This window comes from Variovorax sp. H27-G14 (genome assembly GCF_046156345.1).
GTDB lineage: Bacteria > Pseudomonadota > Gammaproteobacteria > Burkholderiales > Burkholderiaceae_C > Variovorax.
In genome coordinates this window covers 36918-50038 of sequence record NZ_JAYLVN010000011.1, presented here as the reverse complement: position 1 = coordinate 50038, position 13121 = coordinate 36918, and the positions used below count along the sequence as shown (strand labels likewise).

Here is a 13121-nt window from a genome sequence, read left to right as displayed (position 1 = left end):
CACCAGTATTACCTGGCCGCATGCTTAAAAAAAGGAGCCCGAGCAATGAACCTCCAGCATTTCGAGCATCTGTTGGCCGTGGTCGACACCGGCTCCTTCAGCCGCGCCGCCGAGCGGCTGCACCTCACGCAGCCCGCATTGAGCCGCAGCATCCAGGCGATGGAAGACGAACTGGGCGGCCCGCTCATCGACCGCACAGGCAAGCGCAAGGGCCTCACCCCGCTGGGTGCGCTGGTGGCCTCGCGCGCGCGCCGCGTCACGCTGGAGGTGTCGGAGATGAAGCGCAGCGCCGCCTTGCTCGCGGACCTAGCGCTGGGCGCGGTGCGGCTCGCGCTGGGGCCGGCGCCCACTGCGGTGCTGGCACTGCCGCTGCTGCGCCACATCGCTGAAACCTACCCGCGCCTGCGGGTGCATCTGATCGGCGGGCCGGCGGAGCAGCAACTGGTGGCGCTGCGCGACCGCGCGGTGGACGCCCTGGTGGTGCACAAACGATTGCTGCCGCGCCATGACGACCTGAGCGTGAAGCTGCTGCCCGAGATGCGCATCGGCTTCGTCTGCCGCCGCGACCATCCGCTGTGCGGCGCCGAGGCCATGTCGCTGTCGAGGCTCGCGCACTACCCGCTGGCTGCGAGCGGCATCGGCCTGAGCCGCGAGGCGGTGCAAAGCCTGGACGCCTACTTCGGCAAGGCGCTGCACTTCAAGGACGCGGTGCGCTTTCAGTCCGACGAGGCCGCCTGCCTGCTGGAGCTGGTGCGAACCAGCGACGTGGTGTTTCTGGGTGCGGTGGAAACGGCGCGCACGCTGATCGACCAGCGCGAACTGGTGGAGCTGCGCATGCCCAAGCCGCTGCGCCTCACTTCGCAGTTCGCCTTCATCACGCTGGAAGGCGCGAGCGAGTCGCCGGCGCTGGAGATCGTGCAGGCGTTCTGCGCGGAACATATGCGGGACCGCTGAGGCGTTGGGCAAGACGCGCCTGGCACGCGCTGCAGCGGGCGCAGGCGGAAACCGCCACCCGTCAGGCGAGCCGTTCGAGCCCGGTCGCCTGCTCCAGGTGCCAAAGCTGCTCGAGCAACGCCCCCGCACGCACCGCGCCAATTGCCGGCGTGGCCAGTTCGAGAAACTTGCCTTCCAAGTCGGCGTCGCTGAGCGGGTCTTCGGGGTCGCCCTTCCTGTTGGGCTGCAGATGGCTCAGCCGGCGTCCGTCCGCGGTGTCGATATCGATGCGTGCGGCGCGCTGGCCCGGAAACGCCGCGTCGAGCGCCTGATCGACCGTGACCTCCATGCGCGCCATCAGGCTTCGCGTTGCCGGGTCCTCCAGGCGCGCTGGCTCGAAAGCCGCCATGCGCACGCTGCCATGCACAAGGGCCGACGCCACCATGTACTTCAGGCTGAAGCGCGCTTCGTTGGCGGAGGCCGGCCGCTCGTAGCAGGCAATGTCCAACGCGGGGCGGTAGGTGCCGACACGCACGCGCACGATGTCGTCGATGGCCAAGTTATGCATCGCCTTCAGCGCAAGGGCGCCATCGACCGCGGGAAAGGTGTGGCCGCAGCCGACATGGTTCTTGAAGGTGAGGCGGGTGATGTGAAAGTCCTGCCCCAGCGTCGCGCCGACCTGCGACCAGTCCGGGCCGTTGCTCATGGCCTGGCCCAGCCCTGCTTCGCCATCGAGAACGTCCAGAGAACCTGTGAGGCCGCGCCGCGCCAGTTGGGCCGCGAGAAGACCGGCCTCCGCCGCACGCCCCGCATGCAGCGGCTTGGACATCGAATCCATGCGGAACGCCTGCTGCAGGCCCGCCGTGAAGGTGGCAACGGTGGCCAGTGCGTGGGCAAAGGCCGCCTCATCGAGCGCCATCAATGCACCAGCCGCAGCGGCGGCACCGAAGCTGCCCACGGTCCCCGTGCTGTGCCAGAACTTGTAATGCGGCCGGCCCATCACCACGCCGATTCGCGTGGACACCTCGTAGCCCAGCACCACGCCGCGCAGGAACTGAAGCCCGGAGGCACCCGTCTCCTGCCCCGCAGCCAGTGCGGCCGCGATGGTCGCGGCGCCCGGGTGGTACATGGCCTCGCGAAAACTGTCGTCGACCTCCGCGGCATGCGCGGCCGTGCCATGGATGAGCGCGGCAGCGCGCGCAGTGGCGGGGCGCCCGCCCGCCAGCAAGGCGCCACCCCGGTCGAGGTCGTCGGCCAGGGTTTGCTCCAACAGGCGCACCGGTGCCGCATCCAGGCCCGGGAAAAGCGATGCGTACCAGTCGATCACAGCGCGCTTGGCGTGGTGCATGACATCGGCCGGGAGCGGCTGTCGGTCGAACTCGGCCGCGTACCGCGCAAATACTTCTGTTGCGTGCATCCAGGTTCTCCTGATTCAAGGGTTCGGTTTCTTCAGGCGAGAACGACCACGCCATCGGCGGCGCGCACGCCCTGCCCCTGCGGCAGCACGAACACCGGATTGATCTCGGCTTCGACCAGACGGTCGCCCAGTTGCGCCGCCATGCCGGAGAAAGCGACGATGGCCGTCACCAAGGCCGCTACATCGGCCTTGGGCCGGCCGCGAAAGCCGTCCAGCAGCGGCCAGGTCTTCAGCTCCCTGGCCATGCCCAGCGCTTCGTCGCGGCCCAGGCCACCTTGGGCCGGCAGGAGCCGCATCGTCGTGTCCTTGAACAGCTCGGCGGTGATGCCGCCCATGCCCAGCAGGATGGCCGTGCCCAGCGCATCGCGGTGCATGCCCAGGATGAGCTCCGTGCCGCCGGCCACCATTTCCTGCACCAGAAATCGTTGTGGCCGCGTGCCGGTCCTGGCCTCGACCTCGGAGGCCATGGCCAGCAGGCGCGCGCCCACTGTTTCGGGCGTGAGGTTCACCGCGACGCCGCCGACGTCGCTCTTGTGCGTGATGTGCGCGGACAGGATCTTCAGCACGACCCGGCCACCGAGTTCGCGCGCCGCGGCCTCCGCCTCTTCAGGTGCGGTCACGACAAGCTCGCGCGCGCAAGACACACCGAAGCGACTGAACAGCTGCTTGGCCTGTGCCTCGTCGAGCGAGCCCGAAGGCAGATCGCCTACGGCGACCGGGTGCGCGGCGGCCGTCGGCTCGCCGGGGTCTTTCCATTGGCCGACCCGCAGCATGGCGCCGAGCGCGGCGCTGCAGCTTTCCGCCGCGGCAAAGGCGGGCACGCCGCGCTGGGTCAGCAGTGCGCCAATTTCCGGCGCATGCGGGCTCAGGTAGGCAATGACGGGCTTGTCCGAGGTCGGCAGGCAATCCTGGATCGCGCCGGCCATCAGTTCAGGCATGGCCAGGCTGGACGAGCCAATGATGATGGCCAAGGCGTCGTAGCTGGGGCTCTTCAACAGCACGTCGATGGCGCCGCGCAACAGGTCGGGCCGCAGGCCCGCCAGGGTCACGTCGATCGGGTTTCGATCGAGCACGGCATGGTCGCCGGTCTGCAGCGCGCGCAATGCTTGTGCCGTCGCGGCATCGGGGGCGGGCGTATCGAAGCCGGACAAGCCCAGGTCGTCCGACACCAGCGTGCCGGCGCCGCCGGTGGAGGTCAGAATCGCGACCCGGTTGCCGCGCAGCTTGCGGCCGGTGGCCAGCGCGGCCGGAATGTCCAGCAGGTCATTGAAGGTCTGCGCACGGATCACGCCCACCTGCCTGAAGAGCGCGTCGTACATGCGGTCGGCACCGGCCAGCGCGCCGGTGTGCGACACCGCGGCCTGGGCGCCCGCCTCGGAGCGGCCGATCTTGAAAGCGACCACGGGCTTTCCCGCCCGTGCGGCCTTCAGTGCCGCGGCGCGGAACTTCTGCGGATTGCGCACCGTCTCGACGTACAGCGCAATGACCTTGGTGGCCTCGTCTTCGGCGAGGTGATCGATGAAGTCCGCCAACTCCAGGTCGACCTCGTTGCTGGTCGAGATCAGCTTGGACAGGCCGATGCCGCGCACCGCCGCGCGAGACAGCAGTGAGCCAAGGATGCCGCCGCTCTGCGACACCACGCCGATGCCGCCGACCGGAAAGTGCGCCATCTCCAGCGCCCCCGTGGCCGAAAGCACGATGTTGTCCGTGAGGTTGACCAGGCCGATGGTGTTCGGCCCCAGGATGCGCATGGACCCGGCCGCCTCCATCAACTGCCGCTGGCGGCGTGCCCCCTCTTCGCCGGTCTCGGTGTAGCCGCTGGCCAGCACGATGGCGGCGGCGGTGCCGCGAGCGGCCAGGTCGCGCACTGCCAGGTGAGCACGCTCGGCTCCCAGCAAAACGATGCCCACGTCCGGCACCGCCGGCAGCGACGCCACGTCTGCATAGCAGGCCAGCTCGCCGATGCGGTCGGCCTTCGGGTTCACCGGATAGATGTCACCGGAGAAGCCATGCTTCACGAGGTAAGCGATGGGCCTGCCAGCGGTCTTGGTGGGGTCGCCCGAGGCGCCGATGACGGCGACGCTGCGGGGCCTGAGGAGCCTGGAGATGGCGCTCACGGCGCTCATGGCATTCATGTCGTTCATGTCGTTCATGGCGCTCATTCCTTGGCGGCCGTGCCGGATGTCTTGGCCAGGAAAGCCATCACCGACTCGCGATGCTCAGCGCTGGTGTAGCAAATGCCTTGCGCCTGGCTGCCCTGGGCGAACACTTGATGGGCCGACAACTCGAAGCTCTGGTTGAGGATGGTCTTGCCCAGGGCCAGCGCCGTGGCGGAGCCCTTGCTCATTTCGGCCGCCCAGCGCTGCGCCTGCGCCACCAGGCTGTCCGCATCGACCTGGCGATCGGCGATGCCGAGGCGAAGCGCCTCTTCGGCTTCGACCTTGCGGCCACTGAAGATCAACTCCTTGGCCTTGGCCAGGCCCACGCGGCGCGGCAGGAAGTACATGCCGCCGCCGTCGGGAATGATGCCGCGGTGGATGTAAGACCAAGTGAAGCTCGCCGCCTCCGAGGCCATGATGAAGTCGCAGGCAAGCGCCGTGTCGGCACCCAGGCCCGACGCGGCGCCGTTGACGGCAGCGATGGTCGGCTTGGGCATGGTGTGCAGCAGCGACTGCGTGTGGTGCACGCGTTGCTGGCGGGCCCAGCCGTTGAAGCCCACCTCGCCCGCAGGCGCTTGCATCCGGCGCTGCATGCCGGCGATGTCGCCACCGGCGCAGAAGCCCTTGCCCCTGCCCGTCAGCACCAGGGCGCGAATCGCCTTGTCGCTGGCCACGTGTTCCAGGGCGGCAATGAATTCGGTGCGCATGTCGTCGCTCATGGCGTTGCGCTTTTCAGGGCGGTTCAGCCACAGCGTGGCCACGCCATTGGCAACGTCGAGTTCGATCAGGTGTTCGGTCATTTCGTTTTCCCTTGAGCCTCAGTCGGTGGTGATGCGGTTCTCTTTGACGACCTTGCGCCAGCGGGCTTCCTCGCCCTTGGCGTAGAGGTCGAACGCCTCCGGTGAACCGGCGTCGATCACGAGGCCTTCACCTTCCACGCGCTTGCGGAAGGCCTCGGTCTGCACGGCCTTCTTGGCGGCAGCGTTGAGCTTCATGATCACGTCGCGTGGCGTTCCGGCCGGCGCGTAAAGGCCATACCAGCTGTCCGCCACGTAACCGGGCACGCCGCTCTCCGCGACGGTCGGCACCTTGGCCAGCGAGGGCGCCGTGGAGCGCGTTGCGGTCGTCACGGCCAGCGCCCGCAGCTTGCCGCTTTCCACGAACGTGCCGACTGCGGCCGCCGTTGCGAACATGACATCGACCTGGCCGCCCAGCAGATCGGTGATGGCCGGGCCGGCGCCCCGGTAGGGGATGTGCGTCATCTCGGTCTTGGTGAGGTTCTTGAAGAGTTCACCTGCGAGGTGCGCCGACGTGCCGGCGCCCTGCGATGCGAACGAGAGCTTGCCGGGATGGGCCTTGGCGGCGGCAATGACGTCGGCCACGGACTTGTAAGGGCTCTCGGCCCGAACGACGAGCACGTTCGGCGAAATGCCCACCAGCATGACGGGTGCGAAGGCCTTCTCGTAGTCATAGGGCAGCTTCGACAGCAGGCTGGGGTTCACCACATGCGCGACGGTCGCCATGACCAGCGTGTAGCCGTCGGGTCGGCTCTTGGCGACGGCGTCGGTGCCGATGAGGGTGCCTGCACCGGGCTTGTTGTCGATGATGACCGGCTGGCCCAGTTCCTGGCCCATGGTGATGCCCATGGTCCGCGCCACAAGGTCGGTGCCGCCGCCCGGTGCGAACGGCACCACGATCTTCACGGCCTTGTCCGGAAACGCCGCCAATGCCGCAAAGACGGGGGAAGCGGGCAACGCGGCGAAGGCCACCAGGCTTGCCGCCACAGTGGCGCAAGAGAAAAAGGCGGCACGTTTGGCGCGCGCCCAGGTCGGCGTGATCTGCATGGATTTGTCTCCGGTTTGCAAAGGGAAGTACGAGAAGCCCCGTCGACGGCCGCATTGACTGCGTTGCTCATCGAATGCGTGGAGCTTAGGTTTGACAGGCGCTTCGCACAGCCCCCCATTTCCAGCAGATGGAAATGGGTGATACGCTGCACGGCGCCCCTTCTCGCGTTTTCAGCACCCCACTTCACCTGCGGACCATGTCGACCACGCCCCCTGCCAAAGCGCGCCGCCCCCACCATGAAGACCCGGCGCTCAACCGGTCGCTGGTGCGCGGTGTCGAAGTGCTCAGAGCGTTCAGGCCAGGGGCCGATCTGCTGGGCAACGGCGAGCTCGCGGAACGCACCGGGCTGTCGCGCGCCACCGTGAGCCGCCTGACGCAAACGCTGGTGGAAACCGGCTTGCTGGAGCACGATCGCGCCCATCGGGCCTACCGCCTTGCGGCGCAGGTCTTGAGCTTGGCCCACGCGATGCGCGCGGGCTCGCCGGTGCTCAATACCGTGGCCCCGCTGATGCGTGCACTGGCGGAAAAGATGCACATCAACGTCGGCCTGGCGGTGCCGGACCGCGACGAAATGGTGTATCTCGAATCCGTTCGCTACAACCGCCGCGTGGCGCTGCGCCATGTGGTTGCAGGTCGACGGGTGCCGATGGAACTCACATCGTTGGGCCGCGCGTATCTGGCAGTGGCGCCGCAAGCCATGCGGCGCGCGCTGCTGGCACAGTGGCGCAGCAGGCGCCCCACCGGGTGGGGGCGTTTGCGCGACGAGATCCAGTCCGCGAAACTGAGCGTGGAGCAGCGCGGCTACTGCAGCGCGGCATGGCAACCGGAGGTGATCGCCCTGTCGACGCCGATCGTTCTGGCGGACCGCCCGGTCTATGTGCTCAACGTCAGTGTCGCCACCACAGCCGCCATGGACGATGTGGCGCAGGAACTCAGCGGCCCGCTGCTTTCGCTACGGGAGAAAGCGATCGCCGCACTTTTGGCATTGGGCTGAGCAGGCCTTTGACGTGGTCCTTCAGATGGCTCAGTCCGCGCGGTACAGCTTGCGCGCGAAAGACGCAATGGCGTCGCTCATTGCGCGCGGTTGCTCGGGGGCCATGGCATGCCCCGCGTCGCGAATGATCTGGACGGTGACGCGATCGCCCAGCATCGGCTTCATGATGTTGGGGATGACCACGGCGTCATGCTCGGCCTGGAGATCGAGGATGGGGACACGGTCGCCCGCGGAAAAGTAGTCGTCCACCGGGGTGATCTCGCGGGCGCGAGCTTGTACTTCGTGGGCTGCAGGGAACCAGCCGCCAAGCCACACGCTGGGGTCGTGCCCCGGCGCGAAGAAAGCCTTGCGAAGGCACTCGAGCCTTCGGGCTTCCGACAGCGAGAGATCGCCCGCGCCATCGATTTCTTCGCGCAGCCGGCTGTAGGGCCTCTCGGTCGAGCCGGGCGCAAGCTTGCCGGCAGAGGCCGCCGCCATGACGACGCCGCGCACGAGATCGGGACGGTCCGCCGCCAGCGTGCGGGCCGGCTGGCTGCCCCACGCATGGCCGACGATCACGACAGGGCCGACCTTCTCGCTGTCGAGCACCGCGGCAACGTCGCGCGCGAAGTCGTGCAGATCGAGTCCGTCCATCGGCCCCTTGCTGCGACCGATGCCGCGCGGCTCGGGCCGAAAGACGCGAAAGCCCGATGCGGCGAGGTGGGCCGCCACAACGTCGTAGTCTCGCCCCGACCGCGCCAGCGACGGCAGGATGCAGACCACGGGCCCCGTGCCCTGGTCGTTGAATTCGATCTGGACATCTGCGTTCGTGTGGCTCGGTCGGTACGAGACGAGCTTGCTCTGCGACGGCGCCATGGCAGCGGGCGTTGATTGGTTTTCAGTGGGCATGGGGGCGAAGTCTCCATCGCGAGACCCTTGCCCGTAAGCTGATTGCATCTATATCAGCTATGTCTATCGGCTATGTGCGATCCGACCTTGCCAGCCTAAGGGCGCCGGAAGTCGAGTTCCTGCAGGAGCTGCGCGGTCCCGCGCATCAGCCGCGTTGCGGGGCGGGCCACCGGCGTCGCCAGCACCATGGCGTTCCAGATCGTGGGCGGCCCGATGGGCGCGCGCTGCAGCTTCTCGTTGCCGCTCGCCCGGAGCGCGCTTTCCGGCAAGATGGTGCATCCAACGCCCGTCGCCACCAACGCGAGCACGGTTTGAACCGCACCGACTTCCGCAAGAACCTGCAGCTGTATGCGACGCGGGTTCAGCACAGAGTCGAGCAGATGGCGAATGGCGTTCGGTGCGCTCGGCAGCACCATCGGGTAGTTCGCCAATGCGGCAAGGCCCACCTTGGCCGGCAATCGGCTTGCGGGCGGGGCGACCAGCAGCAGCTTTTCTCGCATCAGCGGCTGAAACGTCAACTGGGGTGAGGGCGCGGGGTCGAACAGCAGCGCAAGGTCCAGCCTTCCCGCAATCAATGACTCGCGCAGTGCCACGCTCAGCCCTTCGAGCACCGTGATCACGGCGCGAGGAAACCGCTCCCTGAATCGCTGGACAAGCGGCGTGCTCAAGCCCAGCGCCACACGGGGCGGCATGCCGACGATGATGCGGCCGGCAGGGCTCTCGTCCATGTCGCGCAGCGCATCACGCGCTTGCCGTGCAATGTCGAGCATCGCGCGGGCATGAACCAGCAAGGCCTCCCCTGCTTCGGTCGGCAGCACGCCCCGCCCTGTTCGCACGAGCAGCCGTTGTCCGAGATCGGCCTCGAGCAGCGCGATCTGCCTGCTCAGGCTGGGCTGGGCGAGGTCGAGCACCACGGCACCTCGACTGAGACTTCCGGCGTCGACCACCGTCACGAAGTAGAGAAGCTGACGCAGTTCCATAGCCATCGAGCATAGCTGCTATAGCTGGAGCACCCTATCGTCGTGTTTCGCGGGTTGCAACACTCGCTGCATGACATTGAATCTCCCCTCCGCGGCATGCAATGCACATTGCCATGTCTTCGGCCCTCGCTCGCGTTTCCCCTATGCAGCCGGGGCCACCTTCGTTCCGAAGGAAGATGCCCCCAAGGAAGCCCTGTACGCGCTGAACGACAGCCTGGACCTGACGCGCTGCGTGGTGGTTCAGTCGAGCTGCCACGGCTTCGACAACAGCGCGACGGAAGACGCCTTGGCGTCTCGCCCCGGCGCCTACCGTGGCATTGCCCTGCTACCAACGGATGTCCCGGATGCCGAGCTTCAACGCCTCCACGCGGCGGGTTTTCGGGGTGTTCGCTTCAACTTCATGGGACACCTGGGACGGCATGCGCCGATCGAAGACGTGCTTGCACTGGCAGCGCGCTTCGCGCCCCTGGGCTGGCACCTGCAGATCCACGGCGACCCTTCCCTGCTGACCGACCTGGCCCCGGCGCTGCGGCGCTGCCCGACACCGGTGGTGATCGACCACATCGGCCGCATCGACGCGGCCCTGGGCCTGGACCAGCCGGATTTCAAGGCGCTGCTCAAGCTGATGGCCGACCAGCGCTTCTGGGTGAAGGTCAGCGGCATGGACCGCATCACGCGGCTCGGCCCGCCCTATGCAGACGCACAGGCCTTCGCCAGGACATTGGTTTCGGAGTTCGCCGACCGCGTGCTGTGGGGCAACGACTGGCCCCACCCCAACCACGCCGGTCCCATGCCCGACGAGCAGCAACTGCTCGATCTCGTCGCCGAGATCGCACCGAGCCAGGCCGCGCGCGAAGCCCTGCTCGTGCACAACCCTGAACGACTTTATCAATTTGGAGACACCCCATGAGCCTGAGATTTGCGAACAAGGTGGCCATCGTGACCGGTGCCGGCTGTGTCGGCGCCGGATGGGGAAACGGCCGTGCTATTGCGGTACGGCTGGCCGAAGAAGGCGCCAAGGTGCTGGCGGTCGACCGCGACCGTGCACGACTGGATGAAACCCTGGCGCTCGCGGGCGCGGCAAGCGCCTCGATCACACCGTGGGTGTGCGACGTGACCCGCAGCGACAGCGTCGCAGCGATGGTGGCTGCTTGCCTGGAGGCGTGCGGCACGATCGATATCCTGGTCAACAACGTCGGTGGCTCCGCCGCTGGGGGTCCGGTGGAACTTGCAGAAGACGCATGGGACTCGCAGATCGACATCAACCTCAAGAGCGTGTTCCTGACCTGCAAGCATGTGCTGCCCACGCTGTTGGCGAAGGGGGCAGGCTCGATCGTCAACATCTCCTCGACCTCGGGCATGCGCTGGACCGGCAGCGCGCAGGTGGCCTATGCGGCGACCAAGGCGGGCGTCATTCAAATGTCGCGCGTCATTGCCGTTCAACACGCCGCGCAGGGCGTGCGCGTCAACAGCGTGGTGCCGGGACAGTTGCACACACCGATGGTCGAGACGCGGCTGGCCAGGCAGCGCGCGGGCGGCGACGTCGAAGCGCTGCTCGCCCAACGCCAAAAGCGCATTCCCCTCGGCTTCATGGGCGACGGGCGCGACACCGCGAGCGCCGTGCTGTTCCTGGCCAGCGACGAGGCCCGCTTCATCACCGGCACGGAGCTGGTGGTGGACGGCGGCATGACCGCGCGTTGCGATTGAAATCATTCCAACAACTGAACTGACGGAGACAAAACCATGATCAAGCAATTTCTTCTTGCCGGCGCGCTCGGCCTGTCCCTCGCAACCAACGCGGTGGCCCAACCGCAAGTCACGCGCATCGTCGTCACCTTCGCACCGGGAGGCCCGGTCGAACTGGTCGCGCGGATCATGGCGGAGCGGCTGGGCAAGGAGCTGGGGCGCACCGTCATCGTCGAAAACAAGCCGGGTGCGAACGGCGCGATTGGCGCCGTCAGCGTCATGCGTGCCCCGCCCGACGGCAGCACGGTATGGCTGACCAGCGTGGGCGCCGCCGCCATCAACCCCGCGCTGTACAAGACCCTGCCCTACGACATGCAACGCGATTTCGCGCCGGTTGCCGTGGTCGTCAACAACGTGGAGCTGCTGGTCGCCAACCAGAACGAGCCGTCGAAGGATGCCGCCGAGTTCGTGGCCGCAACCAAGAGCCGCGCCAACCCCACCGCCATTGCGTCGTCCGGCATCGGAAGCATTCCGCACCTGGCCATCGAGCAGTTGAAGGACGCCACCGGCGCCAAGCTGTTGCACGTGCCCTACAAGGGCGGCGCCCTCGCCATCACCGATCTGATGGGTGGCCAGGTGAACGGCTTTTTCGGCGATGTGCCCGGGTTGCTCACCTACGTGCAGGGCGGGCGTCTGAAGGCGCTTGGCGTCGCTTCGGCCAAGCGGCTGCCGTCGTTGCCCGACGTCAAGACCCTGGAGGAGCAAGGCATCAAGGGCGTGGACACGAACAACTGGTACGCCATGTTCGCGCCCGCGAAAACGCCGGTGGCAGTGGTTGAAGCGCTCAACAAGGCCGTGCGCAACACTCTGGCCGATCCGCAGGTGCGCGAGAAGCTGCTCAAGGCCGGCACCGAGCCCGCGCCATCGACGCCTCAGGAACTGGCCGCACTGCTGAAGCGAGACACCCAGAAGTGGGCCCAACTGATTCACGACAAAAACATCAGGATCGATTGATGACCCCCTCCCTCATTCGCGTTCCCTTGGTGCAGCCCGGCACGGTGCCCGAACTGGCCGAGGTCGAGTCGCGCATCATGGCCGAGCGCGGCCGTGTTTCGCTGCTCTACCAGGTGCTGCTCAACAGCGGCCCGATCGCTTCGGGCTGGGAGCGCCTGCTCACTGCCGTGCGCAGCCAGACCGGCGTGCCGGCGGGCTTGCGCGAGCTGATCATTCTTCGCGTTGCCGTGCTCAATGGCGCCAGCTTCGAGTTCGATGCGCATGTGCCCCATGCGGAAAAGGCCGGCGTGAGCAGCGAGAAGATCGCGGCCGTTCGCAGCGAGGCACTGCCGGAAATATTCACACCGGTGGAACGTCTGGTGCTGGCGCTCACGGATGCAATGACCCGCCAGATCGTGGTTCCGCAGGAGCTCATGACACAGGTGCAGCAGCACTTCGACGCCAAGGGCGTCGTGGAGCTTGTGGCCACCGTGGCGGCCTACAACATGGTGTCACGGCTGCTCGTGGCGCTGAACGTTTCGCACTGAAGCCGGAGCGATCCATGCAAGACCTTTGGCTGTTCAAGCAGGACACAGCTGCCGCCCCCGATGAACCGCTCATGGCTGAACTGCGCAAGCGCACTGCGGACGTGCGGCACTGTCAGGCCGTTGACGGCAGCGCAAGCTATCTTTACACGCCGGGCGACGTGTCACCGGCAGGCCCATTGCCGGGCAGCGGCCCCGGATGGCATCGCCTTGTCTGCACGCAGGAGATAGCGGGCGCTTCGCATGGGCTGGTCGCCTCGTTCCACTACGTCGTGGAAACAGACGTGCTTGCGGCGTTCGAAGAAGACCTCAACGCCTGGTACGCACAGGAACATCTGCCCGGGCTGGCTGCCGTCAAAGGCACAGTGCGGGCCGCGCGCTATGTCGTTGCTTCTGGCTCTCCTCGTTACTACGCCTGCTACGACCTTGAAAGCGTGGACACACTCGGCAGCCCGGCCTGGCTGGCGGTGCGCGCAACGGCATGGAGCTCGCGGGTTCGACCTGCGTTTCGCAACACGCGAAGGACGATGTTCTTCAAGCGCTGAACAGCGGGTGGGTCACTCGTGTGTGGCCAGGACGACTCGGTCGGAGGCGATCTTGTGCGCCTGAATCCGTCGTGCCGGCCTGGGCAGTGCCAACAGCCCTTAGCACAGTCACCTGAAGACGCAGGCGGTTGCTGCC

General features: G+C 67.1%; 13 protein-coding genes. 7 read left to right on the top strand and 6 right to left on the bottom strand.

What is annotated here, in order from left to right; translation table 11 throughout:
- Positions 1 to 45 precede the first annotated feature (45 nt).
- Entirely contained in the window at positions 46 to 954 is a 909-nt protein-coding gene (locus tag VLK31_RS23080; RefSeq protein WP_409170786.1) for a LysR family transcriptional regulator, read from the top strand.
- A gap of 61 nt (positions 955 to 1015) precedes the next feature.
- Here VLK31_RS23080 and VLK31_RS23075 read toward each other — a convergent pair whose 3' ends face one another.
- From VLK31_RS23075 to VLK31_RS23060, 4 genes are read right to left on the bottom strand one after another with little or no spacing between them, the layout of a single operon-like run.
- Positions 1016 to 2350: an MmgE/PrpD family protein gene (locus VLK31_RS23075; RefSeq protein ID WP_409170785.1), complete on the bottom strand. Its 1335-nt coding sequence runs from the start codon at positions 2348 to 2350 to the stop codon at positions 1016 to 1018.
- Positions 2351 to 2382: 32 nt separating this feature from the next.
- Positions 2383 to 4503, bottom strand: coding sequence for an acetate--CoA ligase family protein (locus tag VLK31_RS23070; RefSeq protein ID WP_409170784.1), 2121 nt, complete (start codon positions 4501 to 4503; stop codon positions 2383 to 2385).
- Between the two features lie 5 nt (positions 4504 to 4508).
- Positions 4509 to 5309, bottom strand: a complete 801-nt coding sequence (locus tag VLK31_RS23065; RefSeq protein ID WP_409170783.1) for an enoyl-CoA hydratase/isomerase family protein — start codon at positions 5307 to 5309, stop codon at positions 4509 to 4511.
- Between the two features lie 18 nt (positions 5310 to 5327).
- On the bottom strand, positions 5328 to 6353 hold the full coding sequence (locus tag VLK31_RS23060) for a tripartite tricarboxylate transporter substrate binding protein (RefSeq protein WP_409170782.1): 1026 nt from the start codon (positions 6351 to 6353) through the stop codon (positions 5328 to 5330).
- Positions 6354 to 6550: 197 nt separating this feature from the next.
- Here VLK31_RS23060 and VLK31_RS23055 point away from each other — a divergent pair, with 197 nt between their 5' ends.
- Entirely contained in the window at positions 6551 to 7348 is a 798-nt protein-coding gene (locus VLK31_RS23055; RefSeq protein ID WP_409170781.1) for an IclR family transcriptional regulator, read from the top strand.
- A gap of 30 nt (positions 7349 to 7378) precedes the next feature.
- Here VLK31_RS23055 and VLK31_RS23050 read toward each other — a convergent pair whose 3' ends face one another.
- Both VLK31_RS23050 and VLK31_RS23045 read right to left on the bottom strand, forming a co-directional pair.
- Entirely contained in the window at positions 7379 to 8236 is an 858-nt protein-coding gene (locus tag VLK31_RS23050) for an alpha/beta fold hydrolase (RefSeq protein ID WP_409170780.1), read from the bottom strand.
- Positions 8237 to 8331: 95 nt separating this feature from the next.
- A complete protein-coding gene (locus tag VLK31_RS23045; protein WP_409170941.1) occupies positions 8332 to 9216 on the bottom strand; it encodes a LysR substrate-binding domain-containing protein in 885 nt (294 codons plus the stop codon).
- Positions 9217 to 9286: 70 nt separating this feature from the next.
- Between VLK31_RS23045 and VLK31_RS23040 the strand changes: the two genes are divergently transcribed.
- From VLK31_RS23040 to VLK31_RS23020, 5 genes are read left to right on the top strand one after another with little or no spacing between them, the layout of a single operon-like run.
- Positions 9287 to 10126 carry an amidohydrolase family protein gene (locus VLK31_RS23040; protein ID WP_409170779.1) on the top strand — a complete coding sequence of 280 codons (840 nt, stop codon included), beginning with the start codon at positions 9287 to 9289 and terminating at the stop codon, positions 10124 to 10126.
- The gene (locus VLK31_RS23035; protein WP_409170778.1) at positions 10123 to 10923 is read left to right on the top strand and encodes an SDR family NAD(P)-dependent oxidoreductase; all 801 of its coding nucleotides are present in this window, start codon (positions 10123 to 10125) and stop codon (positions 10921 to 10923) included. Before VLK31_RS23040 ends, VLK31_RS23035 begins: the two co-directional genes overlap by 4 nt.
- A 36-nt stretch (positions 10924 to 10959) precedes the next feature.
- Entirely contained in the window at positions 10960 to 11916 is a 957-nt protein-coding gene (locus VLK31_RS23030; RefSeq protein WP_409170777.1) for a Bug family tripartite tricarboxylate transporter substrate binding protein, read from the top strand.
- On the top strand, positions 11916 to 12443 hold the full coding sequence (locus tag VLK31_RS23025; RefSeq protein ID WP_409170776.1) for a carboxymuconolactone decarboxylase family protein: 528 nt from the start codon (positions 11916 to 11918) through the stop codon (positions 12441 to 12443). Before VLK31_RS23030 ends, VLK31_RS23025 begins: the two co-directional genes overlap by 1 nt.
- Positions 12444 to 12457: 14 nt before the next feature.
- On the top strand, positions 12458 to 12985 hold the full coding sequence (locus tag VLK31_RS23020) for a hypothetical protein (RefSeq protein ID WP_409170775.1): 528 nt from the start codon (positions 12458 to 12460) through the stop codon (positions 12983 to 12985).
- Positions 12986 to 13121 lie beyond the last annotated feature (136 nt).

Excerpts from the sequence above, each read along its gene's own strand:
- VLK31_RS23040 (WP_409170779.1), top strand. The coding sequence starts at position 9,287 with ATGACATTGAATCTCCCCTCCGCGGCATGCAATGCACATTGCCATGTC.
- VLK31_RS23050 (WP_409170780.1), bottom strand. The coding sequence starts at position 8,236 with ATGCCCACTGAAAACCAATCAACGCCCGCTGCCATGGCGCCGTCGCAG.
- VLK31_RS23065 (WP_409170783.1), bottom strand. The coding sequence starts at position 5,309 with ATGACCGAACACCTGATCGAACTCGACGTTGCCAATGGCGTGGCCACG.
- VLK31_RS23060 (WP_409170782.1), bottom strand. The coding sequence starts at position 6,353 with ATGCAGATCACGCCGACCTGGGCGCGCGCCAAACGTGCCGCCTTTTTC.
- VLK31_RS23070 (WP_409170784.1), bottom strand. The coding sequence starts at position 4,503 with ATGAACGACATGAACGACATGAATGCCATGAGCGCCGTGAGCGCCATC.
- VLK31_RS23025 (WP_409170776.1), top strand. The coding sequence starts at position 11,916 with ATGACCCCCTCCCTCATTCGCGTTCCCTTGGTGCAGCCCGGCACGGTG.
- VLK31_RS23035 (WP_409170778.1), top strand. The coding sequence starts at position 10,123 with ATGAGCCTGAGATTTGCGAACAAGGTGGCCATCGTGACCGGTGCCGGC.
- VLK31_RS23055 (WP_409170781.1), top strand. The coding sequence starts at position 6,551 with ATGTCGACCACGCCCCCTGCCAAAGCGCGCCGCCCCCACCATGAAGAC.
- VLK31_RS23020 (WP_409170775.1), top strand. The coding sequence starts at position 12,458 with ATGCAAGACCTTTGGCTGTTCAAGCAGGACACAGCTGCCGCCCCCGAT.
- VLK31_RS23045 (WP_409170941.1), bottom strand. The coding sequence starts at position 9,216 with ATGGAACTGCGTCAGCTTCTCTACTTCGTGACGGTGGTCGACGCCGGA.
- VLK31_RS23030 (WP_409170777.1), top strand. The coding sequence starts at position 10,960 with ATGATCAAGCAATTTCTTCTTGCCGGCGCGCTCGGCCTGTCCCTCGCA.
- VLK31_RS23075 (WP_409170785.1), bottom strand. The coding sequence starts at position 2,350 with ATGCACGCAACAGAAGTATTTGCGCGGTACGCGGCCGAGTTCGACCGA.
- VLK31_RS23080 (WP_409170786.1), top strand. The coding sequence starts at position 46 with ATGAACCTCCAGCATTTCGAGCATCTGTTGGCCGTGGTCGACACCGGC.